19 protein-coding genes, 2 tRNA genes and 1 rRNA gene are annotated in these 22,899 nt (G+C 55.6%); 6 read left to right on the forward strand and 16 right to left on the reverse strand.

The genetic code is table 11. The annotated features are described in order from the left end of the window. Positions 1-15: 15 nt before the first annotated feature. The 4 genes from wzzE to trxA form a co-directional block, all read right to left on the reverse strand. The gene (gene wzzE / locus G6041_RS21175; protein ID WP_012126055.1) at positions 16-1,065 is read right to left on the reverse strand and encodes an ECA polysaccharide chain length modulation protein; all 1,050 of its coding nucleotides are present in this window, start codon (positions 1,063-1,065) and stop codon (positions 16-18) included. A gap of 17 nt (positions 1,066-1,082) precedes the next feature. Then, positions 1,083-2,183 (reverse strand): UDP-N-acetylglucosamine--undecaprenyl-phosphate N-acetylglucosaminephosphotransferase, encoded by a 1,101-nt coding sequence (wecA, locus tag G6041_RS21180; RefSeq protein WP_012126056.1) that lies wholly within the window; start codon positions 2,181-2,183, stop codon positions 1,083-1,085. A 250-nt stretch (positions 2,184-2,433) separates the two neighbouring features. Beyond that, a complete protein-coding gene (gene rho / locus G6041_RS21185; RefSeq protein ID WP_004386383.1) occupies positions 2,434-3,693 on the reverse strand; it encodes a transcription termination factor Rho in 1,260 nt (419 codons plus the stop codon). Positions 3,694-4,048: 355 nt separating this feature from the next. Then, positions 4,049-4,378 (reverse strand): thioredoxin TrxA, encoded by a 330-nt coding sequence (gene trxA / locus G6041_RS21190; RefSeq protein ID WP_004386384.1) that lies wholly within the window; start codon positions 4,376-4,378, stop codon positions 4,049-4,051. A 117-nt stretch (positions 4,379-4,495) separates the two neighbouring features. On the opposite strand from trxA, the gene rhlB reads away from it, so the two are divergent. Further along, positions 4,496-5,761 carry an ATP-dependent RNA helicase RhlB gene (gene rhlB, locus G6041_RS21195; RefSeq protein ID WP_007872554.1) on the forward strand — a complete coding sequence of 422 codons (1,266 nt, stop codon included), beginning with the start codon at positions 4,496-4,498 and terminating at the stop codon, positions 5,759-5,761. 5 nt (positions 5,762-5,766) lie between these two features. Next, positions 5,767-7,251 carry a guanosine-5'-triphosphate,3'-diphosphate diphosphatase gene (gppA, locus tag G6041_RS21200; RefSeq protein WP_012126057.1) on the forward strand — a complete coding sequence of 495 codons (1,485 nt, stop codon included), beginning with the start codon at positions 5,767-5,769 and terminating at the stop codon, positions 7,249-7,251. A gap of 64 nt (positions 7,252-7,315) precedes the next feature. Here the strand turns inward: gppA and rep are convergent, their stop codons facing one another. Then, the gene (gene rep, locus G6041_RS21205; RefSeq protein WP_007892210.1) at positions 7,316-9,337 is read right to left on the reverse strand and encodes a DNA helicase Rep; all 2,022 of its coding nucleotides are present in this window, start codon (positions 9,335-9,337) and stop codon (positions 7,316-7,318) included. A gap of 118 nt (positions 9,338-9,455) precedes the next feature. Between rep and ppiC the strand changes: the two genes are divergently transcribed. Continuing rightward, positions 9,456-9,737, forward strand: a complete 282-nt coding sequence (gene ppiC / locus G6041_RS21210; RefSeq protein WP_001140255.1) for a peptidylprolyl isomerase PpiC — start codon at positions 9,456-9,458, stop codon at positions 9,735-9,737. Positions 9,738-10,061: 324 nt separating this feature from the next. On the opposite strand, the gene ilvC is transcribed toward ppiC, so the two are convergent. Further along, positions 10,062-11,537, reverse strand: a complete 1,476-nt coding sequence (gene ilvC / locus G6041_RS21215) for a ketol-acid reductoisomerase (protein ID WP_004387272.1) — start codon at positions 11,535-11,537, stop codon at positions 10,062-10,064. A gap of 260 nt (positions 11,538-11,797) precedes the next feature. On the opposite strand from ilvC, the gene ilvY reads away from it, so the two are divergent. Beyond that, positions 11,798-12,691 (forward strand): HTH-type transcriptional activator IlvY, encoded by an 894-nt coding sequence (gene ilvY / locus G6041_RS21220; RefSeq protein WP_004387273.1) that lies wholly within the window; start codon positions 11,798-11,800, stop codon positions 12,689-12,691. Here ilvY and ilvA read toward each other — a convergent pair. From ilvA to ilvL, 6 genes are all read right to left on the reverse strand, one after another. After that, the gene (ilvA, locus tag G6041_RS21225) at positions 12,688-14,232 is read right to left on the reverse strand and encodes a threonine ammonia-lyase, biosynthetic (RefSeq protein WP_094301162.1); all 1,545 of its coding nucleotides are present in this window, start codon (positions 14,230-14,232) and stop codon (positions 12,688-12,690) included. The genes ilvY and ilvA overlap by 4 nt on opposite strands. A gap of 2 nt (positions 14,233-14,234) precedes the next feature. Next, positions 14,235-16,085: a dihydroxy-acid dehydratase gene (gene ilvD, locus G6041_RS21230; RefSeq protein ID WP_032988517.1), complete on the reverse strand. Its 1,851-nt coding sequence runs from the start codon at positions 16,083-16,085 to the stop codon at positions 14,235-14,237. Positions 16,086-16,149: 64 nt separating this feature from the next. Then, entirely contained in the window at positions 16,150-17,079 is a 930-nt protein-coding gene (locus tag G6041_RS21235; RefSeq protein ID WP_004387276.1) for a branched-chain amino acid transaminase, read from the reverse strand. A 20-nt stretch (positions 17,080-17,099) separates the two neighbouring features. After that, on the reverse strand, positions 17,100-17,357 hold the full coding sequence (gene ilvM / locus G6041_RS21240; protein WP_004387277.1) for an acetolactate synthase 2 small subunit: 258 nt from the start codon (positions 17,355-17,357) through the stop codon (positions 17,100-17,102). Further along, complete coding sequence (gene ilvG / locus G6041_RS21245; protein ID WP_012126062.1) at positions 17,354-19,000, reverse strand: acetolactate synthase 2 catalytic subunit; 1,647 nt, start codon at positions 18,998-19,000, stop codon at positions 17,354-17,356. Before ilvG ends, ilvM begins: the two co-directional genes overlap by 4 nt. A 138-nt stretch (positions 19,001-19,138) precedes the next feature. Continuing rightward, entirely contained in the window at positions 19,139-19,237 is a 99-nt protein-coding gene (gene ilvL, locus G6041_RS21250) for an ilv operon leader peptide (protein ID WP_071601137.1), read from the reverse strand. 351 nt (positions 19,238-19,588) lie between these two features. Between ilvL and G6041_RS21255 the strand changes: the two genes are divergently transcribed. After that, entirely contained in the window at positions 19,589-21,109 is a 1,521-nt protein-coding gene (locus tag G6041_RS21255) for a YifB family Mg chelatase-like AAA ATPase (protein ID WP_041460627.1), read from the forward strand. Between the two features lie 78 nt (positions 21,110-21,187). Here the strand turns inward: G6041_RS21255 and G6041_RS21260 are convergent, their stop codons facing one another. Then, positions 21,188-21,526, reverse strand: coding sequence for a DUF413 domain-containing protein (locus tag G6041_RS21260; RefSeq protein WP_004387280.1), 339 nt, complete (start codon positions 21,524-21,526; stop codon positions 21,188-21,190). A gap of 107 nt (positions 21,527-21,633) precedes the next feature. On the opposite strand from G6041_RS21260, the gene hdfR reads away from it, so the two are divergent. Then, positions 21,634-22,467, forward strand: a complete 834-nt coding sequence (hdfR, locus tag G6041_RS21265) for an HTH-type transcriptional regulator HdfR (protein WP_012126064.1) — start codon at positions 21,634-21,636, stop codon at positions 22,465-22,467. Positions 22,468-22,565: 98 nt separating this feature from the next. Here hdfR and G6041_RS21270 read toward each other — a convergent pair. From G6041_RS21270 to rrf, 3 genes are all read right to left on the reverse strand, one after another. Next, a tRNA-Trp gene (locus G6041_RS21270) sits at positions 22,566-22,641 on the reverse strand. Positions 22,642-22,649: 8 nt separating this feature from the next. Then, positions 22,650-22,726, reverse strand: a tRNA-Asp gene (locus G6041_RS21275). A 54-nt stretch (positions 22,727-22,780) separates the two neighbouring features. Continuing rightward, positions 22,781-22,896 (reverse strand): 5S ribosomal RNA (rrf, locus tag G6041_RS21280). Positions 22,897-22,899: the final 3 nt, after the last annotated feature.

Raw genomic sequence — 22,899 nt, forward strand, 5'->3', positions numbered from 1 at the left:
ATCCAGGACGCGTGCTTATGCGGTGCGACGGCGGCGGACCAGAGCCACGCCAGCGCCAGTCAACGCCCCAACAGCTCCCCACATGATCATCAGAAACGCGCGACGCGGGCTGTCGCGTTTAACCGGCTCTTCCGGTGTGCGCAGATAGCGATAGGTCTGAAAGCGCGGATCCAGCGTCGGCCCGACGTTCAGCGTCGCCAGCATTGCCCGGTTCTGGTCGTAGTCGATGTCATAGGTCGGTCCTACCGCCTGGAGGTTTTCCAGACGCGCCTGCAACAGCGGGCGACCTAGCATAAACAGTTCAGAATCCGGCAGCTCATCTGCGGGAACATCCGTTTCGCTGCGAGAAATATTGTGTTGTTCCGCCACCTGTAACGCCTGCTGAACGTTATGCACGCGGCGATCGAAAATCGATTTCGCGACGGCCTCCTGACGTTTCACCTGCGCTTTCATCTGCACCGTACGCGCCGCCCAGGCACCTTTCAGCTCATCATTAAGATGGCTGGCGGCACGCTGGCTGGCGAACGCGATGTACTGACGCAACAGGTTGTTGGCATCCGGCGCGGTTTCGGCAATCAGTCGAATGTTATCGTTTTGATTACGGGTGACGTCGCCTGCGGTGAACTGGATGTTGTCGATAAACTCATCCAGCAGCGCGGCGTCGGCTTTGCTGTTGCCGACCCGGCGCTGCTTGTAATAGTCCGTCTGCGACCAGAAATCGCGGCGGGTATCCCAGGCGGAGAGTTGCATGATGAATTCTTTATAGGCGTCGTCCATCACCGAAGGCTGGTCCACCGGCGTCAGGTTGGCTTTCGCATCCAGATTACGCAGGAACTGCTGCTGCGAATAGTAGCCGCCCAGCATATTGACGGTGGGTCTGTCGGTGATGGCCATCGCGCTCCACTCCTGGCGCGCGAAGAACGTGTAAGTGAGCGCGAACAGCGCAAACAGCACGGCCATGCCGACTATCCAGAATTTCCCTGCCCACAGCGTTCGGAACAGACCACGAATATCCAGTTCATTATCTGCCACTCCTGGCGGAGTGCCCGGCACTTTTTGATTCATCACGTCCCCGTTTTTCTTTAATTAGCGGTGGGCTTGTTGCTTCCGCGCTTGATACGACGCTTAACGCGTTTGATGAAGCGCGCCACTTTCCATGCCCGTTTGATACAGTAGCCGTAGAAGAAAAATGCTAGCAAGAATAATGCCAACATTACCCACTCAGGGATAATATGGGCCGCGTATTCTGACGCCACGCCAATACCGGCCAGCAGCGCGGCGGCGAGCGTAATAAGGACAAACGCCTGGCGAGAAGTAAAACCGGCGCGCATGATCAGATGATGAATGTGCTGGCGGTCCGGTGAGAACGGGCTCATGCCTTTACGCAGACGACGGTACATGATGGCTATCATGTCCATCAGCGGAATCGCGATGATCCAGAGCGCAGTCACCGGGCTAATCGGATGCGTTTTCCCCTGGGTGGTTTCCAGCAGGATCCAGATAACCGTAAACCCGATAAGCGTACTGCCCGCATCGCCCATAAAAACTTTATAACGCCGCCCAAACGCGCCGAGGTTTAGCAGGATGTAAGGGAGAATGGCGGCTATCATGGCAAAGCACCACATCGACAGGCTGGTCTGCCCGTCAAACCACAGGATCATCCCGATGGCCGCGAAAGAGACGCATGACAGGCCGCCCAGCAGGCCGTCGATACCGTCGACCATGTTGAAGGCGTTAATCGCCGCCCAGACGGCGAACAGCGTGAGGAAATACCCAAACGGCCCCAGCACCATCTCCCACGAGCCGAAAATGTACCCGAGGCTTCGCAGATAGAGCCCGCCCACTGTCATCATGACCACACCGATAACGGCCTGGATCACGGCGCGAATTTTTACGCTAATGTCATAACGGTCATCCAGCGCGCCGACAAACACCAGCACCCCGGCGCTCGCGAGATATAACGCTGCATGAGGGATGTAGTAGTCCGCGATGAAAAAGGTAAAGCAGATGCCTGCGTAGACGGAGATGCCGCCCACGAGCGGGATAAGCCCCTGATGGCGCTTACGGAAGTTGGGTTTATCAACCAGACCCACTCTTTTGCCGATCTTTCGTGCGAAAAAAAGAAAAACAAATGTGAATAAAAAAATACTGAGTAGCTCAGTACCAACGGTAACTAAATTCACAGTGTGCGCTCTCTGCAAACGTTAAGTCCGGAGGAAGTATAACTGCGGCAGTCGGGCTTTCTAAGCACTCCTCCGCCCCTCATCCCTGAACAGACTAATTATTATTCAGTAAGATAAACATAGCTCAGGCCAGATAAAAACTGACGCGCCTCTACTGAAAATCGCGTAAAGATCACGCCCGTTGCCTATCGTATAGAGCAACAAAGAAAAACGCCACGTCGTGACGTGGCGTTCCCCGAGTTTCCGCTAACTACGAACGTTTCATCATATCGAAGAATTCGTCGTTAGTTTTGGTCATCGCCAGTTTATTGATGAGGAATTCCATCGCATCAATCTCACCCATTGGGTGAATGATTTTACGCAGGATCCACATTTTCTGCAGTTCTTCCTGCGTCGTCAGCAGCTCTTCTTTACGGGTACCGGAACGGTTGTAATCGATAGCCGGGAAGACGCGTTTTTCCGCGATCTTACGGGAGAGATGCAGTTCCATGTTACCGGTGCCTTTAAACTCTTCATAGATAACTTCATCCATTTTAGAGCCGGTATCAATCAGAGCAGTCGCAATAATGGTCAGGCTGCCGCCCTCTTCCACGTTACGCGCCGCGCCGAAGAAACGTTTCGGACGATGCAGGGCGTTGGCGTCTACACCACCGGTCAGCACTTTACCGGAGGCCGGCACAACGGTGTTGTAAGCGCGCGCCAGACGGGTGATGGAGTCGAGCAGAATGATAACGTCTTTTTTATGCTCAACCAAGCGCTTGGCCTTCTCGATAACCATCTCGGCAACCTGAACGTGGCGGGAAGCCGGTTCGTCGAACGTGGACGCAACCACTTCGCCTTTTACCAGACGCTGCATCTCGGTCACTTCTTCCGGACGTTCGTCGATAAGCAGTACCATCAGCACGCAGTCCGGGTGGTTATAGGCGATGCTCTGCGCGATGTTCTGCAGCAGCATGGTTTTACCGGCTTTCGGCGGTGCCACGATGAGACCACGCTGACCGCGGCCAATAGGCGATGCCAGATCCAGGACACGTGCGGTCAAATCTTCAGTCGACCCGTTGCCGCGCTCCATACGCAGACGCGAGTTCGCGTGCAGCGGCGTTAAGTTTTCGAACAGGATCTTATTACGTGCGTTTTCCGGTTTATCGAAGTTAACTTCGTTCACTTTCAACAGCGCGAAGTAGCGCTCGCCTTCTTTCGGCGGACGAATCTTACCGGAGATGGTATCCCCTGTGCGGAGGTTGAAACGGCGGATTTGGCTGGGAGAAACGTAGATGTCGTCGGGACCGGCGAGGTAGGAGCTGTCTGCAGAACGGAGGAAGCCGAAGCCATCCTGCAATATCTCCAGCACACCGTCGCCAAAGATATCTTCGCCACTCTTCGCGTGCTGCTTCAGGATGGCGAAAATAATATCCTGTTTGCGCATGCGGGCCAGGTTTTCCAGTCCCATATTTTCGCCGAGAGTAATCAGCTCAGAAACCGGCGTATTCTTTAATTCGGTAAGATTCATAGTGGTGGGTTCTTAAACTCGGGGTAAATCTCGAACGTAATGTTGTGAATGGTATGGCAGGGTCATCCATGCCTGTTAACGGGCTTCATCTCATGTCTGTTCGTTGCCTGGTTGCAGGTAAGGAACGCAGAACTGAAACGACAAGACGGAATGAGCGATAAGTCCCGGAATTAATGCTCTTCTCGCCTACCGGTCTCGGTATTGACATTGTCACGGGCGGGAAGCGTCGGGTATTACAAGATTCAAACTAAAAGGTAAGTTTAAATTGAAGTCAAAAATTAAGTTAGCATGACTGAAGCCGGGCGTCCAGCGGTCCTGAATATTTAGGAACCGTGATCGCCCCGGCGGGGAACCATTACGCCAGGTTGGCGTCGAGGAACTCTTTCAGTTGGCCTTTAGACAGCGCACCGACTTTGGTCGCCGCTACTTCACCGTTCTTGAACAGCAGCAGAGTCGGGATACCACGGATGCCGTATTTCGGCGCGGTGCCCGGGTTCTGGTCGATGTTCAGCTTGGCAACCGTCAGTTTGCCCTGATATTCATCAGCGATTTCATCAAGGATAGGGGCGATCATCTTGCACGGACCACACCATTCTGCCCAGAAATCAACCAGCGTCAACCCGTCCGCTTTAAGTACATCCGTGTCGAAACTGTCGTCAGTCAGGTGAATAATTTTATCGCTCATGTTTTACTCCAAAGATTAGGCCTGTCATGTTGGTGTAGCATTAACCAACATAAGGTTGACTTTATTTCACCGGATACGCTTTCGTAAAGCAATAGTTAGCTGATATTCTACCACACTATGAGCAAAACACACTTGACTGAACAGAAGTTTTCCGACTTCGCCCTGCACCCTGTTGTAGTTCAAGCCCTTGAGAAGAAAGGGTTTTATAACTGCACCCCTATCCAGGCTCTGGCACTCCCGTTAACGCTCGCGGGCCGTGACGTGGCAGGGCAGGCGCAAACCGGTACCGGCAAAACGATGGCGTTTTTAACGTCAACGTTTCACTATTTACTCTCTCACCCTGCGGCGGAAAATCGCCAGGTGAATCAACCGCGCGCCCTGATTATGGCGCCGACCCGCGAACTGGCGGTGCAGATTCACTCCGACGCAGAGCCGCTGGCTGAAGCCACCGGCATTAAGCTTGGTCTCGCCTACGGCGGCGACGGCTACGATAAACAACTGAAAGTGCTGGAAAGCGGCGTCGATATTCTGATCGGCACCACCGGCCGTCTTATCGATTACACCAAACAAAACCACGTTAACCTGGGCGCTATTCAGGTTGTGGTGCTCGACGAAGCCGATCGCATGTACGATCTGGGCTTTATTAAAGACATCCGCTGGCTGTTCCGCCGTATGCCGGCTGCCACAGAGCGTCTCAATATGCTCTTCTCCGCCACGCTTTCTTACCGCGTGCGCGAACTGGCGTTTGAGCAGATGAACAACGCGGAATATGTTGAAGTCGAGCCGGAGCAGAAAACGGGCCACCGTATTAAAGAAGAGCTTTTCTATCCGTCTAACGAAGAGAAAATGCGCTTGCTTCAGACGCTTATCGAAGAAGAGTGGCCGGATCGCGCCATTATTTTCGCGAATACCAAACACCGCTGTGAAGACATCTGGGGCCATCTGGCGGCAGACGGTCATCGCGTCGGCCTGTTGACTGGCGACGTGGCGCAGAAAAAACGCCTGCGTATTCTGGATGAATTCACCCGCGGCGATCTCGATATCCTGGTCGCAACGGACGTCGCGGCGCGCGGCCTGCATATTCCTGCCGTCACGCACGTCTTCAACTACGACCTGCCGGACGACTGCGAAGACTATGTGCATCGCATCGGCCGTACCGGTCGCGCGGGTGCCAGCGGCCACTCCATCAGCCTTGCCTGTGAAGAGTACGCGCTGAATCTCCCGGCGATTGAAACCTATATCGGCCACTCCATTCCGGTGAGTAAATACAACCCGGATGCGCTGTTAAGCGAACTGCCGCCGCCGAAGCGCCTGTCGCGTCCGCGTACCGGCAATGGCCCGCGTCGTTCCGGCGCGCCGCGTAACCGTCGTCGTACAGGATAAACGCTATGCCCGGCACGCCCTCACTGTATGCGGCAATCGACCTCGGTTCGAACAGCTTTCATATGCTGGTGGTACGTGAGGTGGCCGGGAGCATTCAGACGCTCACGCGTGTGAAACGCAAGGTCCGCCTCGCGGCGGGCCTCGGTGCCGACAATGCGCTCTCGGCGGACGCCATGGAGCGCGGCTGGCAATGTCTGCGTCTGTTTGCTGAACGGCTTCAGGATATTCCCCCGTCGCAAATCCGCGTGGTCGCCACCGCGACGCTGCGCCTTGCCACTAATGCCGATGTGTTTGTCGCCCGCGCCCAGGAGATCCTCGGCTGCCCCGTCCAGGTCATTGCCGGTGAAGAAGAAGCCCGCCTGATCTATCAGGGTGTGGCGCACACCACCGGCGGCGCTGACAGGCGTCTCGTTGTCGATATCGGCGGTGCCAGTACAGAGCTTGTCACCGGCACCGGCGCGCGCGCGACCTCGCTCTTCAGCCTGCCAATGGGCTGCGTGACCTTCCTTGAGCGCTTCTTTACCGACCGCAGCCTCACCCAGGAGCATTTCGCCAGCGCCGAACAGGCCGCCCGCGACATCCTGCAACCGGTTATCGCGCAGCTGCGCGGTCAGGGCTGGAAGATCTGCGTCGGGGCCTCCGGCACCGTACAGGCGCTGCAGGAAATCATGATGGCGCAGGGAATGGACGAGCGCATTACGCTTGCGAAACTTCAGCAGCTCAAGGCGCGCGCTATCCACTGCGGTCGCCTGGAGGAGCTTGAGATCGAGGGCCTGACGCTTGAGCGCGCACTCGTTTTCCCAAGCGGCCTCGCCATTCTTATCGCGATTTTTAGCGAGCTGGAAATCGAGTGTATGACGCTTGCCGGCGGCGCGCTGCGCGAAGGGCTGGTGTACGGCATGCTGCATCTTGCGGTGGATCAGGATATTCGCAACCGCACGCTGAAAAACATTCAGCGGCGTTTCATGGTGGATATCGCCCAGGCCGGGCGCGTGGCGCAGCTGGCGGAACGTTTTGCCGTCAGCGTTGAACGTGAATGGGCGCTTGACGATCTCAGCCGTGCGCTGCTGCACAGCGCCAGCTTACTGCATGAAGTGGGCCTGGCGGTCGATTTCAAACGCGCGCCCCAGCACGCCGCTTATCTGGTGAATAACCTGGATTTGCCAGGGTTTACGCCCGCGCAGAAAAAGCTGCTGGCGACGCTCTTGCTGAACCAGACCGGTACGGTCGATCTCCCGGCGCTGCAACAGCAAAACGCCGTCCCGCTGCGCGTGGCCGAGCGTCTGTGCCGGTTGCTGCGTCTGGCGATTATTTTCGCCAGCCGTCGGCGCGACGACATGCTGCCTGACGTTACGCTCACCGCGCATGACGACACGCTCACCGCATCGCTCCCGCAGGACTGGCTTTCCGTTCACCCGCTGGGCGCGGAGATGTTAGAGCAGGAACAGCTCTGGCAGAGCTACGTACACTGGCAGCTCGACGTTAAGTAACGTTTAGTGCATAAAAAACCGCCTCCAGGGGCGGTTTTTTACTGTCAGCCCGATGGGTAACGCCTTATCCGCCGCGCGCTTTCGCCAGCATCGCTTTAATGTTCGCGACATTTGCCTGGCCTTTTTGCATCCGCTCCTGCGGCGTCACCACTTTGCGCTCGGTCTCCCAGTGTAAGTCGTCCTGAGGGAGTTCGAGCAGAAAGCGGCTCGGCTCAGGACGTACCAGCTCGCCATACTGACGGCGCTCTTTGCACAGCGTAAAGGTCAGCTCTTTCTGGGCGCGCGTGATGCCCACGTAGGCGAGACGCCGCTCTTCGTCGATATTGTCTTCATCAATGCTGCTCTGATGCGGCAGCAACCCCTCTTCCATACCGACCAGAAACACATACGGGAATTCCAGTCCTTTCGAGGCGTGCAGCGTCATGAGCTGTACCTGGTCGAGCTCTTCATCGCTTTCGCCGCGCTCCATCATGTCGCGCAGCGTAAAGCGCGTGACCACCTGCGTCAGCGTCATCGGTTCGTCGAGATCGGTGCCTTCGAGCATCTCGGTCATCCAGCTAAAGAGCTGATTAACGTTCTTCATGCGCATCTCCGCCGCTTTCGGGCTGGGCGAAGTTTCAAACAGCCAGGCTTCGTAATCGATGCCGCGAATGAGATCGCGTACCGCCGCCACCGGTTCACGCTCAGACAGCACGGCCACTTCCTGCAGCCAGCTTGTGAAGCGCGTCAGCGATTCGTAACCGCGCCCGGTCAGCGTCTGGGCAAGGCCCATATCAAAACTGGCGGTGAACAAACTTTTATTACGCTGATTCGCCCACTCGCCGAGTTTTTGCAGCGTCGCCGGGCCGATTTCGCGTTTCGGCGTGTTCACGATGCGCAGAAAGGCGCTGTCGTCGTCCGGGTTGGTCAGCACGCGCAGATAGGCCAGCAAATCTTTGATTTCCGGGCGCGAGAAGAACGACGTACCGCCGGAAATACGATACGGGATGCGGTTTTGCATCAGCATCTTTTCAAATACGCGCGACTGATGGTTGCCGCGATACAGGATGGCGTAATCCTTGTACTGGGTCTTATTAATAAAGTGATGCGCGATAAGCTCGCCGGTAACGCGCTCCGCCTCATGATCTTCATGATTGGCAGTCAGCACTTTCAGCTCGGTGCCGTAGCCCAGCTCGGAAAAGAGTTTTTTCTCGAAGACGTGCGGGTTATTGGCGATAAGAATGTTGGCGGCTTTCAGAATGCGCCCGGAAGATCGGTAATTCTGTTCAAGCTTAATCACCTGGAGCGCCGGGAAATCCTGGCTTAACAGCACCAGGTTTTGCGGGCGAGCGCCGCGCCAGGAGTAAATCGACTGGTCATCGTCACCCACCACCGTAAAGCGCGCGCGGCTGCCCACCAGCAGTTTTACCAGCTCATACTGGCTGGTGTTGGTGTCCTGATATTCATCCACCAGCAGGTAACGAATGCGATTCTGCCAGCGTTCACGCACTTCTTCATTACGCTGCAACAGCAATGTCGGCAGCAGGATCAGATCGTCAAAATCGAGCACATTGCAGGCTTTCAGATGGGCGTCGTAAAGGCTGTAGCAATGCGCGAAAATGCGCTCGCGCTCGCCGATAGCGCGCGCGGCGGCCTGCGGCGGGCTTAGCAGATCGTTTTTCCAGTTCGAGATCGTGGAGATCAGTTGCTGTAACAGCACCTTATCGTTTTCGACCAGCCCTTCGGTCAGTTCTTTGATAAGCGCCATCTGATCGGTATCGTCAAACAGCGAAAAATTGGATTTCATGCCCAGCGCCGCATACTCACGCTTGATGATTTCCAGGCCCAGCGTGTGGAATGTTGAAATCATCAGGCCACGTGCTTCTTTGCGCCCCAGCGTCTGTGCCACACGCTCTTTCATCTCACGCGCGGCTTTGTTGGTAAAAGTAACCGCCGCGATATGACGCGCCTGATAGCCACAGCCGCGGATGAGGTGCGCGATTTTGTTGGTGATAACGCGGGTTTTACCGGAGCCAGCGCCCGCCAGCACCAGGCAGGGGCCAGTGACGAATTCGACGGCTTGTTGTTGGGCGGGGTTCAGACGCATAAATTACTCAGTGAAAGTCAGAGGAGAAAGCGGCTCCCCACAGCAGGTACGACAGTACGAAGGGAGAAAAACGCGTGGTAGTATAGCCAGCGTTATCAACCCCACTCAAGGCACGATCATGGCAAAAACAGCAGCAGCACTGCATATCCTTGTTAAAGAAGAAAAACTGGCACTGGATCTGCTGGAGCAAATTAAAAACGGCGGCGATTTTGAAAAGCTGGCTAAGAAACACTCCATTTGCCCGTCGGGCAAAAAAGGCGGCCATTTAGGCGAATTCCGCCAGGGCCAGATGGTGCCGGCTTTCGATAAAGTGGTGTTTTCCTGCCCGGTGCTGGAGCCGACCGGCCCGCTGCATACGCAGTTTGGCTACCACATTATCAAGGTGCTGTACCGTAACTGATAAAAAGGCCTTCTCAAAGAGAAGGCCTTTTTTCTGGCGTTGATGGCAGGGAACGTCTCTTTGCGTCACGGCGGGTGCGCGACGCTTACCCGCCCTACGAAACTACGTTAACGCCACTACTTCAAAACGCTGGCGGCGGGTGCGCAGGGCTTACCCGCCCTACAAAACCACGTTTAACCGTACGTAGGGTCGGTAAGTGAAACGCACCCACCTTTTGATGGCCACGCCTGTGGCAGGTGCGCGGTACTTAGCCGCCTGACAAAACCACGTTTAACCGTATGTAGGGTGGGTAAGTGAAACGCCTCCACCTTTTGATAGTGCCGATTAGCCTGCGACTGCGATACGCTTCATGTCGGTCATATAACCGCGCAGCTTCTGCCCCACTTTTTCGATCTCGTGGCTGCGAATCGCATCGTTAACGTCGCGCAGCTGCGCGTTATCCACCGCGGTGCCTTCTACGGCTTTACCCAGATCGCCCGGCTGCAGTTTGGTCATAAATTCTTTCAGCAGCGGAACGGCTGCGTTAGCAAACAGATAGTTTCCATATTCCGCGGTGTCAGAGATAACCACGTTCATTTCATACAAACGCTTACGGGCGATGGTGTTGGCAATCAGCGGCAGCTCATGCAGAGACTCATAATAAGCTGACTCTTCAATAATGCCCGCAGCGACCATGGTTTCAAACGCCAGCTCAACGCCCGCTTTCACCATCGCGATCATCAACACGCCTTTATCGAAATACTCCTGCTCGCTGATTTTGCCTTCATACTGCGGCGCATTCTCAAACGCGGTTTTGCCGGTCTCTTCGCGCCAGGTCAGCAGCTTCTTATCGTCATTCGCCCAATCCGCCATCATGCCGGAAGAGAATTCACCGGAGATAATGTCGTCCATGTGTTTCTGGAACAGCGGCGCCATAATGGTTTTCAGCTGTTCGGAGAGCGCATAAGCGCGCAGTTTCGCCGGGTTAGAGAGGCGATCCATCATCAGCGTGATCCCGCCCTGTTTCAGCGCTTCGGTGATGGTTTCCCAGCCGAACTGAATCAGTTTTTCCGCATACGCCGGGTCTGTGCCCTCTTCCACCAGCTTGTCGAAGCACAGCAGAGAACCGGCCTGCAACATACCGCACAGAATGGTCTGCTCGCCCATCAGGTCAGATTTCACTTCCGCCACGAACGAAGACTCCAGCACGCCTGCGCGGTGACCGCCGGTGGCCGCGGCCCACGCTTTGGCAATCGCCATGCCCTCGCCCTTCGGATCGTTTTCCGGGTGTACCGCGATAAGCGTCGGCACGCCGAAACCACGTTTGTACTCTTCACGCACCTCGGTGCCCGGACATTTCGGCGCTACCATCACGACGGTGATGTCTTTACGGATCTGCTCGCCTACTTCAACGATGTTAAAGCCGTGGGAGTAACCCAGCGCGGCACCGTCTTTCATCAGCGGCTGCACGGCGCGTACAACATCAGAGTGCTGTTTGTCCGGCGTCAGGTTAACGACCAGATCCGCCTGCGGGATCAGCTCTTCATAAGTGCCAACCTGAAAACCATTTTCCGTCGCCTTGCGCCAGGAGGCGCGCTTCTCGGCAATGGCTTCTTTACGCAGTGCATAGGAAACATCCAGACCGGAATCACGCATGTTCAGCCCCTGGTTGAGCCCCTGCGCGCCGCAACCCACGATGACTACTTTTTTACCTTTGAGGTAGCCTGCGCCGTCGGCGAACTCATCGCGCGCCATAAAACGGCATTTGCCCAGTTGCGCCAGCTGCTGACGCAAATTCAAAGTATTGAAGTAGTTAGCCATGGTGATACCTCGTGATGTTGTCGTGTCTTATTGTTTGTTTATCGCGTCGTCAAAAGCGACGGTACAGATTTCAGGTTACAGGAAGGCGACGTTTTCGCGAGCCTTGTGCCGCAGGGTTGCGAGCCCGGTCAGAGAAAGCTCTCATCCTTGTGTCCTGAAACAGCGTAAAACCACTATATGACAGGAAATTCGTTGCGGAAATTGATATATTAACAACGTCACATTGCGTTTTATGCAACGTATTTTAGGGAGCCGCTTCTGTGGATTTACGCGATCTGAAAATGTTCCTGCATCTGGCAGAAAGCCGCCATTTTGGCCGTAGTGCGCGGGCTATGCATGTCAGCCCCTCGACCTTGTCGCGCCAGATCCAGCGGCTTGAAGAAGATCTGGGCCAGCCGCTGTTTATCCGCGATAACCGCGCCGTCACGCTGACCGAAGCAGGCGACGCGCTGCGCCAGTTCGCGCAGCAGACGCTGCTGCAATACCAGCAGTTGCGCCACGCTATCGATCAGCAGGGGCCGACGCTCTCAGGCGAACTGCACCTGTTTTGCTCGGTCACGGCGGCGTACAGCCATCTGCCGCCGATTCTCGATCGCTTTCGCGCAGAGCATCCTTCGGTGGAAATTAAGCTGACAACGGGCGACGCTGCCGACGCCGTGGAAAAGGTCAATTCTGGCGAGGCTGATATCGCTATCGCAGGTAAACCGGAAGCGCTCCCCGCGGCCGTCGCGTTTTCAATGCTGGAGAATCTCAGCGTGGTGCTGATAGCGCCAGCACTGCCGTGTCCGGTACGCGCACAGGTTTCCGCACCAGAGCCGGACTGGACGAAAGTGCCGTTTATCATGCCGGATCAGGGCCCGGTGCGGCGGCGCATAGAGCTGTGGTTTCGCCGCCATAAAATCAGCAATCCGTTTATTTACGCCACCGTTGCCGGCCACGAAGCGATGGTATCGATGGTCGCGCTGGGCTGCGGCGTGGCGCTGATACCCGAAGTCGTGCTGGAAAATAGCCCCGAACCGGTACGTAATCGCGTGCTGATACTTGAGCGCAGCGATGAAAAAACGCCGTTCGAGCTTGGCGTCTGCGCACAAAAAAAGCGGCTGCATGAGCCGCTTGTTGAAGCCTTCTGGAAACTTCTGCCGGGCTATCGTTAACCTGCCAGAAAAAAACGAAACGCCGGGTTGCCAGTTTCGTCGTGGCATTCATAGCCGAGTTCGTTGAGCCGGGTTTCGAAATCCGGCTCATGCTCGCCAAGCTCAAAGGCAGCCAGCACACGACCATAGTCAGTGCCGTGGCTGCGGTAGTGGAACAGCGAAATGTTCCAGTGCGTACCGAGCGTGTGCAGAAAACGCAGCAGCGCGCCCGGCGCCTCCGGGAATTCGAAACTGTACAGCCGCTCGCGCAGTGGCCGCGAAGGGCGCCCGCCGACCATGTAGCGCACATGCAGCTTCGCCATTTCGTCATCCGAGAGATCCACCACGCCATAACCATCGCGGGTGAGTTGCTCAATGATCTCATGCCGCTCTTCCATACCGCGGCTGATTCGCACACCGACAAAAATGCAGGCGTCTTTGGCGTCAGCAAAACGGTAGTTGAACTCCGTGACCGCACGTCCGCCGAGTAACTGGCAGAATTTCAGGAAGCTGCCTTTCTCCTCCGGGATCGTCACCGCCAGCAGCGCCTCGCGCTGTTCGCCAAGCTCGCAGCGTTCAGAGACATAACGCAGCCCGTGGAAGTTCACGTTAGCACCGGATAGCACATGCGCCAGACGCTCGCCGCGAATATCATGCTGCGCGACGTACTTTTTCATACCCGCCAGCGCCAGCGCGCCGGAAGGCTCCGCCACCGCACGAACATCTTCAAACAGATCTTTCATCGCCGCGCAGATAGCGTCGCTATCGACGGTGATGATGTCGTCGAGATACTCCTGACACACACGGAACGTCTCGTCGCCGATGCGTTTCACCGCCACGCCTTCCGCGAAAAGCCCGACGCGCGGCAAGTCAACTGGCTGGCCGGCCTCCAGCGCCGCTTTCAGGCAGGCGGAATCAGCCGCTTCGACGGCGATCACTTTGATCTGCGGCATGAGTTGTTTGATCAACACCGCGACGCCTGCTGCGAGACCGCCACCGCCGACCGGCACAAAGACGCGATCGATATGCGCATCCTGCTGGAGCAACTCCAGCGCCAGCGTGCCCTGCCCGGCGATCACGGCCGGGTGATCGAACGGCGGCACATAAGTAAAGCCCTGCTGCTGCGAAAGGGAAATCGCATGGGCTTTCGCCTCGTCGAAATTCGCCCCATGCAGTAATACTTCGCCGCCAAAGCCGCGTACCGCATCCACTTTGATATCCGCCGTGGTGATCGGCATGACGATGAGCGATTTAATACCCAGACGCGATGCCGAAAGCGCTACGCCCTGCGCATGGTTGCCCGCAGAAGCGGTAATCACGCCACGCGCTTTCTGCTCGCCGGTGAGATTCGCCATCATGGCGTAAGCGCCGCGCAGCTTAAAGCTGTGCACCGGTTGACGATCTTCGCGCTTCACCAGCACCACATTATTTAACCGTGCCGACAGCTTCTCCATCTTTTGCAGCGGCGTGACCTGCGCCACTTCATAGACCGGAGAGCGCAGCACAGCGCGCAGATATTCCGCCCCGCAGGGGGCGGCAGAAAGGGGTTGCGACTCGGCCATCATCAGCCTCCCAGCTTCGATTTATCGCGTACCGCGCCTTTATCGGCACTCGTGGCAAGGCTTGCATAAGCGCGCAGCGCGAAGGAAACCTGACGCTCACGGTTACGCGGCGTCCAGGCATCTGCGCCCCGGGCCTCTTGCGCTTCACGACGCGCGGCAAGCTCTTGATCGCTCACTTCAAGCTGAATGCCACGATTCGGGATATCAATCGCAATCATATCGCCGTCTTCAATCAGCGCGATGTTGCCGCCGCTCGCGGCCTCTGGCGAGACGTGACCGATAGAAAGCCCGGACGTACCGCCAGAGAAGCGGCCATCCGTGATAAGCGCGCAGGCTTTACCGAGGCCCATCGATTTCAGAAAACTGGTCGGGTAGAGCATCTCCTGCATACCCGGCCCGCCTTTCGGCCCTTCGTAGCGGATCACCACGACATCGCCCGCGACGACTTTACCGCCGAGGATGGCTTCTACTGCATCGTCCTGGCTTTCATAGACTTTCGCCGGGCCGCGGAATACCAAGCTGCCTTCATCAACACCCGCCGTTTTTACGATGCAGCCATTTTCCGCGAAGTTGCCATACAGAACGGCAAGGCCGCCGTCCTGGCTGTAAGCGTGTTCCAGCGAGCGGATGCAACCGTCCTGACGGTCATCGTCCAGCGAATCCCAGCGGCAGGATTGCGAAAACGCCTGCGTGGTGCGAATGCCTGCCGGGCCTGCACGGTACATCTCTTTTACCGCGCTATCCTGTGTGAGCATGACGTCGTACTGCTCAAGCGTCTGCGAAAGCGTCAGGCCCAGCACGTTATTCACGTCACGGTTCAGAAGACCTGCGCGGTCCAGTTCGCCGAGAATGCCGATAACCCCGCCCGCACGGTGAACATCTTCCATATGGTATTTCTGCGTGCTGGGCGCGACTTTGCACAGCTGCGGCACTTTGCGGGAGAGACGGTCGATGTCGCTCATCGTGAAGTCGATTTCCGCCTCTTGTGCCGCGGCCAGCAGATGCAAAACGGTATTGGTGGAGCCGCCCATCGCGATATCAAGCGTCATGGCGTTTTCAAACGCCGCTTTGCTCGCGATATTACGCGGCAACACGCTGGCATCGTCCTGTTCGTAGTAGCGTTTGGTGAGCGAAACGATGCGTTTGCCCGCATTGATGAAGAGATCTTTACGATCGGCATGGGTCGCCAGCAGCGAGCCGTTGCCCGGCTGCGACAGGCCCAGCGCCTCGGTCAGACAGTTCATGGAGTTGGCGGTGAACATGCCGGAGCAGGAGCCGCAGGTCGGGCAGGCAGAGCGTTCTACCTGGTCGCTCTGCTCGTCGCTGACATGCGGGTTCGCCCCCTGAATCATCGCATCGACCAGATCGAGTTTGATTATCTGATCGGAAAGTTTGGTTTTACCGGCTTCCATCGGACCGCCGGAGACAAAAATCACCGGAATGTTCAGACGCAGGGAGGCCATCAGCATCCCTGGGGTAATTTTGTCGCAGTTGGAGATACACACCATGGCGTCCGCACAGTGGGCGTTCACCATATATTCAACGGAGTCGGCAATCAGCTCGCGAGACGGCAGTGAATAGAGCATGCCGCCATGTCCCATGGCGATACCGTCATCCACCGCGATGGTATTGAACTCCTTCGCCACACCGCCAGCCGCCTCAATTTGCTCCGCAACCAGTTTGCCCAGATCGCGCAGATGCACATGGCCCGGCACAAACTGAGTAAAAGAGTTCACAACCGCGATAATTGGCTTGCCGAAATCGGCATCGGTCATCCCCGTGGCGCGCCATAAGGCGCGGGCACCCGCCATATTGCGGCCGTGCGTGGTGGTGGCAGAACGGTACTTAGGCATGCTTTTCACTCCAGTCTCTACAAAAGCCGGGCGGCTCAGGCCGCCCGTGCAGGTGTTATTGTGCTTACGGGTTAACCTGGTCCAGCCAGCCCCATTTATCTTCGGTCTCGCCGGTGAACAGGCCAAAGAATGCCTGCTGAACGCGTTTGGTGACCGGACCACAGCGGCCTTCGCCTACCTGAATGCCGTCTACGCTGCGCACTGGTGTAATTTCCGCCGCCGTGCCGGACATAAACACTTCATCCGCCAGGTATAGGGATTCACGGGAAAGCACCTGCTCACGGACTTCGATGCCCATATCTTTGGCAAGCTTGATGATGGCGTCACGGGTAATGCCTGGCAGCGCGGAAGACGTAAACGGCGGGGTGTAAATGACGCCATCTTTCACTTCAAACAGGTTTTCGCCTGCGCCTTCTGAGATATAGCCGTGAACGTCCAGCGCGATACCTTCCTGATAACCGTGACGACGCGCTTCGCTGCCAACCAACAGAGAGGAAAGGTAGTTACCGCCCGCTTTGGCGGCGGTTGGAATGGTATTAGGTGCCGCGCGGTTCCAGGAAGAAACCATCGCGTCGATGCCCTGATCCAGCGCTTCCGCACCCAGATACGCGCCCCACGGGAACGCAGCGATAATGACGTCTGTCTTATAGCCTTCTGGCGGGTTTACGCCCATGCCGACATCGCCAACAAACACCAGCGGGCGGATGTACGCGCTGGTGAGTTTGTTTTCGCGAATGACCTGACGGCAGGCTTCCATTAACTCATCAACAGACTGGCTAACCGGGAAGCGGTAAATCTTGGCAGAATCACGCAGGCGCTGCATATGTTCACGATGGCGGAATACCACCGGCCCTTTGTGCGAGTCGTAGCAGCGGATCCCTTCAAAGACTGATGTACCGTAGTGCAACGCATGAGACATGACGTGAACTTTCGCCTCGCCCCAGGGAACCATCTCGCCGTTGAACCAAATGTAATCAGCTTTTTTCGTCGTCATTTTTCTTCTTCCTTTTGCGCTCAGGCGCGGATTTGTTGTGATGTGGGTTGCTGGATCTCGACGCATGCGACATCGACCAGTTTGCTTAGCTGACTAAACAGTAATTCGACTGGGCGAGGGCTGGCAACGGTCAGCTCAATATTTATATTTTCCGCATTAGCGCCAGTCGCCATATTCATGGCGCAGATTTGAAAACCACGGTGACGCACCACGCGTAACACACGTTCCAGGGTTTCCGGGCGAAAGCGAGCCTGTACGGCGAGTTGATGTTGCATCATGATATTTTCTCCAGCATTTGTGAGTTGCTGGCGCCAGGAGGCACCAGAGGCCAGACGTTTTCAGCTTCATCGATTGAAACGTGCAGCAAGTAGGGACCTTCGCTGTTGAACATGGTCTCCAGCGCGGCTGCCACCTGGTCTTTACGAGTGATGCGCTGACCGGCAATACCAAAGGCGCTGGCCAGCGTCAGAAAATCAGGGTTATCAGACAGATTTGTTTCACTGTACCGCTCCGAGAAGAAAAGCTGCTGCCACTGGCGCACCATTCCCAGACGCTGGTTATCCAGCAGAACGATTTTGAGCGGCAGCTGCTTGCGTTTCACGGTGCCCAGCTCCTGAATATTCATCATGAAGGAGCCGTCACCGGTTACACAGATAACGGTATCGCCAGGGCGAGCCACCTGCGCGCCTACAGCGGCTGGCAGGCCAAACCCCATTGTGCCGAGACCGCTGGAAGTGATGAAATTTTCCGGGCGGCTGAAGCGCATGTGCTGCGCCGCCCACATTTGATGCTGGCCTACATCGGTGGTCACCACGCTGTTTACCGGCTTGCGGTCCGAGAGCTGCTTTAACAACAGCGGGGCGAAAATGCCCTCACCCGGATGATCGTAACGCCAGTCATGATCGTGTCGCAGCGCGGCGACGCGATCGCGCCACGCATCGATAGCCATCGGACGTTGCAGCGCGGGTAATAATGCATTGAGGTCACCCTGCAGCCCTACGTGCGCCTGACGCAGCTTATTCAGTTCCGCCGGATCGATATCCATATGGATAACTTTGGCGTGGGGAGCAAAAGTATTGAGCTTGCCGGTGACGCGATCGTCAAAGCGTGCGCCAACCGCTATCAGCAAATCGCACTCCTGCACCGCCAGGTTCGCGGCTTTAGTACCGTGCATACCCAGCATGCCGACATACCACGGATAGCTCGCTTCTACAGCGCCAAGCCCTTTCAGCGTGACCGCGCAAGGGATTTGCGTTTGCGCCATAAATTCGCGCAGCGCAGGCACCGCCTGCGCCATGCCGACGCCACCGCCGACATAGAGCATGGGCTTTTCAGCCAGGCTCAGCAATGCACGAGCCTGCTCAAGCTCCGCCTGCGGTACGGCAAACGTGTCTTCAACACTGGAAAGCCACGGCTCAAGCTCACCGCTTGCCAGCTGAATATCTTTAGGAATATCGATCAGTACCGGGCCTGGCCGCCCCGAATTCGCCAGATGAAAAGCCTGGGACATGATTTCTGGCAGCTCGTCCAGAGACGTTACGAGGAAGCTGTGTTTGGTGCAGGCAAGCGACAGACCGAGTATGTCAACTTCCTGAAAGGCATCGGTACCGATAAGCGGCGCCGCGACCTGGCCGGTGATAGCCACAACGGGAACCGAATCCAGCAGCGCATCCGCAAGGCCTGTTATCAGGTTGGTCGCGCCCGGGCCGGAAGTAGCAATACATACGCCGGTTTTACCGGTGGCCCGCGCATAACCGATGGCCGCCATTGCTGCGCCCTGCTCATGCCGACACAGTAGGTGTTCCACGCCGCCGTCGTATAACGCATCATAAACCGGCATTATCGCCCCGCCCGGATAGCCAAATACGGTATCCACTCCCTGAGCTCGCAAAGCATGTACCACCCACTGCGCACCATTCATAGTTAGTTCCCCGCCTTACAATGCGGACAACAGAATTTTATGCTACTACTCATTCTCTGTTCCTCGCTTAAGTTTTAGGTCATAAAAAAACCCCCGGACCTTTCGGTGCGGGGGTTTTCGATGATTCAGGCTTGATTTCTAAGCCTTTCTTCTTCCGAGTGCAGCCCCGCACGGTGGGTTAATAATCACCACCACGCTAATCACGACCAGGCTAATCACTAGTAGAAGGGTTGTCATTTCTGTATGCACTTACGTCATTTTCGAAGGAATACCTAAAGAGTTATCACAGAGAACAAAGCTGTGACAAGAAATATTTATGACGTGACACTGCAATACATTCAGCAAATCTATTAAAACCCAGCGTAATCAACCGGTAACGCGCATTGAAAATTTTTCAGGATTTTTCGCCATCGCAATGATAAGCGCAATGCCTTTTCGAAGGGTGATTACGCTTTTGCGAGACGTCTCGTGCAAATTGAGAATGTGCAATTTTTTACGCTAAAAGGTTGCTATCTGCACCGAAAAAACACGAAATTTAACTCGATATGGCACCTCATTCTGACGATGATTTTGCTCTCAGGAGGTGTTATGTCGTTATCAGTTATTCATACCCGCGCTGCGCTTGGGGTTAAGGCGCCGCTCGTGACAGTTGAAGTACATATCAGCGCCGGGCTGCCCGGCCTGACTATTGTCGGCTTACCGGAAACCACCGTTAAAGAAGCCAGAGATCGCGTACGCAGCGCGCTTATCAATAGCGGTTATGAATTTCCGGCTAAAAAGATAACCATCAATCTGGCACCGGCGGATCTACCTAAAGAAGGTGGGCGATATGATCTACCTATCGCCATCGCGCTTCTGGCCGCCTCTGAGCAATTGAGCGCATCCCATCTTGGTGAATATGAATTTGTAGGTGAGCTGGCGCTTACAGGCGCGCTGAGAGGCGTTCCCGGCGCAATTTCAGCCGCCATCGAGGCTCTGGGTTGTAAAAGGAAAATTATCGTCGCGCCTGATAATGGCCCTGAAGTAGGACTCATCAATAAAGAGGGTTGCCTTGTGGCTTATCATCTACAGGAGGTCTGCGCCTTCCTGGAAGGAAAAACACAGCTGGAATGCGCTGAGCCATCCGGCTTTGAATTCAGAGAGCCGGCGGGAGATCTGGGCGAGGTTATCGGTCAACCACAGGGAAAGCGCGCGCTTGAGTTAACCGCAGCGGGTGGACATAACCTGCTTTTTATTGGGCCTCCTGGTACAGGTAAAACCATGCTTGCCAGTAGGCTCAATGGTTTACTGCCGCCTCTGAGCGACCAGGAGGCGCTGGAGAGCGCTGCTATACTCAGCCTGGTCAACCCCGTCTCTTTACACCATCAATGGCGTCAGCGTCCATTCAGGGCCCCTCACCATAGCGCATCGCTTAACGCCATGGTGGGCGGAGGAGCAATTCCTGCGCCAGGAGAGATCTCACTTGCCCATAATGGCGTGCTTTTTCTGGATGAGTTACCTGAGTTTGAACGTCGCGTACTGGATGCTTTACGCGAGCCGATTGAATCAGGGCAAATCCATCTTTCACGAACCAGGGCGAAATTAACCTATCCCGCGCGTTTTCAGCTTATTGCTGCCATGAATCCAAGTCCGACAGGGCACTACAAAGGCAATCACAATCGCTGCTCACCGGAGCAAACGCTGCGCTATCTTGGGCGGCTTTCCGGGCCATTTCTTGACAGGTTTGATCTCTCCCTTGAAATCCCGCTTCCCCCGCCAGGTATGCTTAGCCAGGCAGGACAGACCGGTGAAAGCAGCGCGCAAGTAAGGGAACGAGTCATTGTTAGCAGAGAACGTCAGCTTGCACGTCAGGGAAAACTCAATGCCATGCTGGATAACCGGGAAATACGTCAGTTTTGTGTGATTAGTCCGGAGGACGCGCAGTGGCTGGAGGCAGCATTAATCAAACTGGGGTTGTCGGTTCGCGCCTGGCAGCGTTTACTTAAAGTGGCACGCACGATTGCAGATTGTGAACAGAAACAATGGATTGGTCGTGAGCATCTTCAGGAGGCACTGAGCTATCGTGCAATAGACAGGATGCTGGCGCATTTACAAAACATGATGGCGTAGCGCGCATGAAAACTTTCAGCCCCCCTACGCAGACAGCAAGCGATACATAAAACGATGGGGCTTACGCCCCATGAGTAATTAGTCATCCGTCTCTACGAAATCGTCCATCCCTTCCATTTGCGGCTTACCGCCGGACAGGGTATGGAAACGCTTGGGACGTTTGATGCGGGTCATGTATTTAGACCACACGCGTTCTGCTTCAGTAGCAGGTTCGCGAATACCGCGACAGACTTCAACAAACTGTTTTTCTTCAGCAGTCACAGGCTCACGCTTGCCGAGATCCAGTTCATTAAAGGCATAGCCGTGACGCTCAAGCAGCTGTGCTTCTTTAATGGTGAAATCGCCATGGCGAGAGAACCCGCGCGGATAATATTTGTTGTCGAAAAATCGATTAGTCGTCGTAAAGCTTTCCGCCATCCTACACGCTCCTAATTCTCTTGGCCGAGCTATTTATGGCGCGGAGTATTAGTTACGCTTGACAGAGTGTAAAACAAAACATTTAAATCATTACGACAAATTTTTTTGTGGAGAAGGATGTGGATACCGACTTGCTGAAAACCTTTCTTGAAGTCAGCCGAACGCGCCATTTTGGCAGAGCGGCCGAAGCGCTGTACCTGACGCAGTCAGCGGTGAGCTTTCGCATCCGTCAGCTGGAAAACCAACTGGGTGTTAATCTTTTTACTCGTCATCGCAATAACATACGCCTGACGGCTGCGGGCGAAAGGCTTTTACCGTATGCCGAAAACCTGATGAATATCTGGCAGACTGCACGCAAAGATGTTGCGCAGACATCACGGCATAATCTCTTCTCTATTGGTGCCAGCGCATCGCTCTGGGAATGTATGCTCTCAGGGTGGCTGACAAGGCTTTATCTGGAAAAGAGTGGAATGCAGTTTGAAGCACGTATCGCCCAGCGTCAGTCTCTGGTGAAACAGTTGCATGAGCGTCAGTTAGACCTGCTTATTACTACTGAAGCACCCAAAATGGATGAATTCTCCAGCCAGCTACTGGGACATTTTGCGTTAGGCCTTTACTGCGCGCTGCCAGATCAGAGTAAAAGTAGTCTTCATTATTTACGACTTGAATGGGGGCCTGACTTTCAGCAGCACGAAGCAGGGTTAGTTACGCCAGAAGATATTCCCGTACTGACAACCAGCTCCGCTGATATCGCCAGAAAAATGCTGCCGGAGCTACACGGCTGTACCTGGTTACCGGTGAATTGGGTCAAAGAGAAAAGTGATTTACATCCGGTGGTGGATAGCGCAACGCTATCTCGTCCACTTTATGCTATCTGGCTGCAGAACAGTGATAAAAACAATAGCATAAAAGATCTCTTAAAGATCCCAGTTATTGCTTAGCGTTCTGCGATTAATTGCAAAGGAAAGATCGGGCAGAAGGGGGATATTGTGCGGAAAAAAGATAAAAAAAATCCTTAGCCGAAGCTAAGGATAATTTCTGGCAGGGGCGGAGGGACTCGAACCCCCAACACCCGGTTTTGGAGACCGGTGCTCTACCAATTGAACTACGCCCCTAAATAGGGTGGCGGAACGGACGGGACTCGAACCCGCGACCCCCTGCGTGACAGGCAGGTATTCTAACCGACTGAACTACCGCTCCACCGAATTTCTTCACACCACCGGATTATCGTTCCGGCTTACTGCTTAATTTGATGCCTGGCAGTTCCCTACTCTCGCATGGGGAGGCCCCACACTACCATCGGCGCTACGGCGTTTCACTTCTGAGTTCGGCATGGGGTCAGGTGGGACCACCGCGCTACAGCCGCCAGGCAA

Source organism: Cronobacter sp. HA18003, assembly GCF_011605905.1.
GTDB lineage: Bacteria > Pseudomonadota > Gammaproteobacteria > Enterobacterales > Enterobacteriaceae > Cronobacter > Cronobacter sakazakii.

Coding starts and splice junctions, on each gene's coding strand:
- wzzE (WP_012126055.1), bottom strand. CDS start 1,065: ATGAATCAAAAAGTGCCGGGCACTCCGCCAGGAGTGGCAGATAATGAA.
- rho (WP_004386383.1), bottom strand. CDS start 3,693: ATGAATCTTACCGAATTAAAGAATACGCCGGTTTCTGAGCTGATTACT.
- trxA (WP_004386384.1), bottom strand. CDS start 4,378: ATGAGCGATAAAATTATTCACCTGACTGACGACAGTTTCGACACGGAT.
- rhlB (WP_007872554.1), top strand. CDS start 4,496: ATGAGCAAAACACACTTGACTGAACAGAAGTTTTCCGACTTCGCCCTG.
- gppA (WP_012126057.1), top strand. CDS start 5,767: ATGCCCGGCACGCCCTCACTGTATGCGGCAATCGACCTCGGTTCGAAC.
- rep (WP_007892210.1), bottom strand. CDS start 9,337: ATGCGTCTGAACCCCGCCCAACAACAAGCCGTCGAATTCGTCACTGGC.
- ppiC (WP_001140255.1), top strand. CDS start 9,456: ATGGCAAAAACAGCAGCAGCACTGCATATCCTTGTTAAAGAAGAAAAA.
- ilvC (WP_004387272.1), bottom strand. CDS start 11,537: ATGGCTAACTACTTCAATACTTTGAATTTGCGTCAGCAGCTGGCGCAA.
- ilvA (WP_094301162.1), bottom strand. CDS start 14,232: ATGGCCGAGTCGCAACCCCTTTCTGCCGCCCCCTGCGGGGCGGAATAT.
- ilvD (WP_032988517.1), bottom strand. CDS start 16,085: ATGCCTAAGTACCGTTCTGCCACCACCACGCACGGCCGCAATATGGCG.
- G6041_RS21235 (WP_004387276.1), bottom strand. CDS start 17,079: ATGACGACGAAAAAAGCTGATTACATTTGGTTCAACGGCGAGATGGTT.
- ilvM (WP_004387277.1), bottom strand. CDS start 17,357: ATGATGCAACATCAACTCGCCGTACAGGCTCGCTTTCGCCCGGAAACC.
- ilvG (WP_012126062.1), bottom strand. CDS start 19,000: ATGAATGGTGCGCAGTGGGTGGTACATGCTTTGCGAGCTCAGGGAGTG.
- ilvL (WP_071601137.1), bottom strand. CDS start 19,237: ATGACAACCCTTCTACTAGTGATTAGCCTGGTCGTGATTAGCGTGGTG.
- G6041_RS21255 (WP_041460627.1), top strand. CDS start 19,589: ATGTCGTTATCAGTTATTCATACCCGCGCTGCGCTTGGGGTTAAGGCG.
- G6041_RS21260 (WP_004387280.1), bottom strand. CDS start 21,526: ATGGCGGAAAGCTTTACGACGACTAATCGATTTTTCGACAACAAATAT.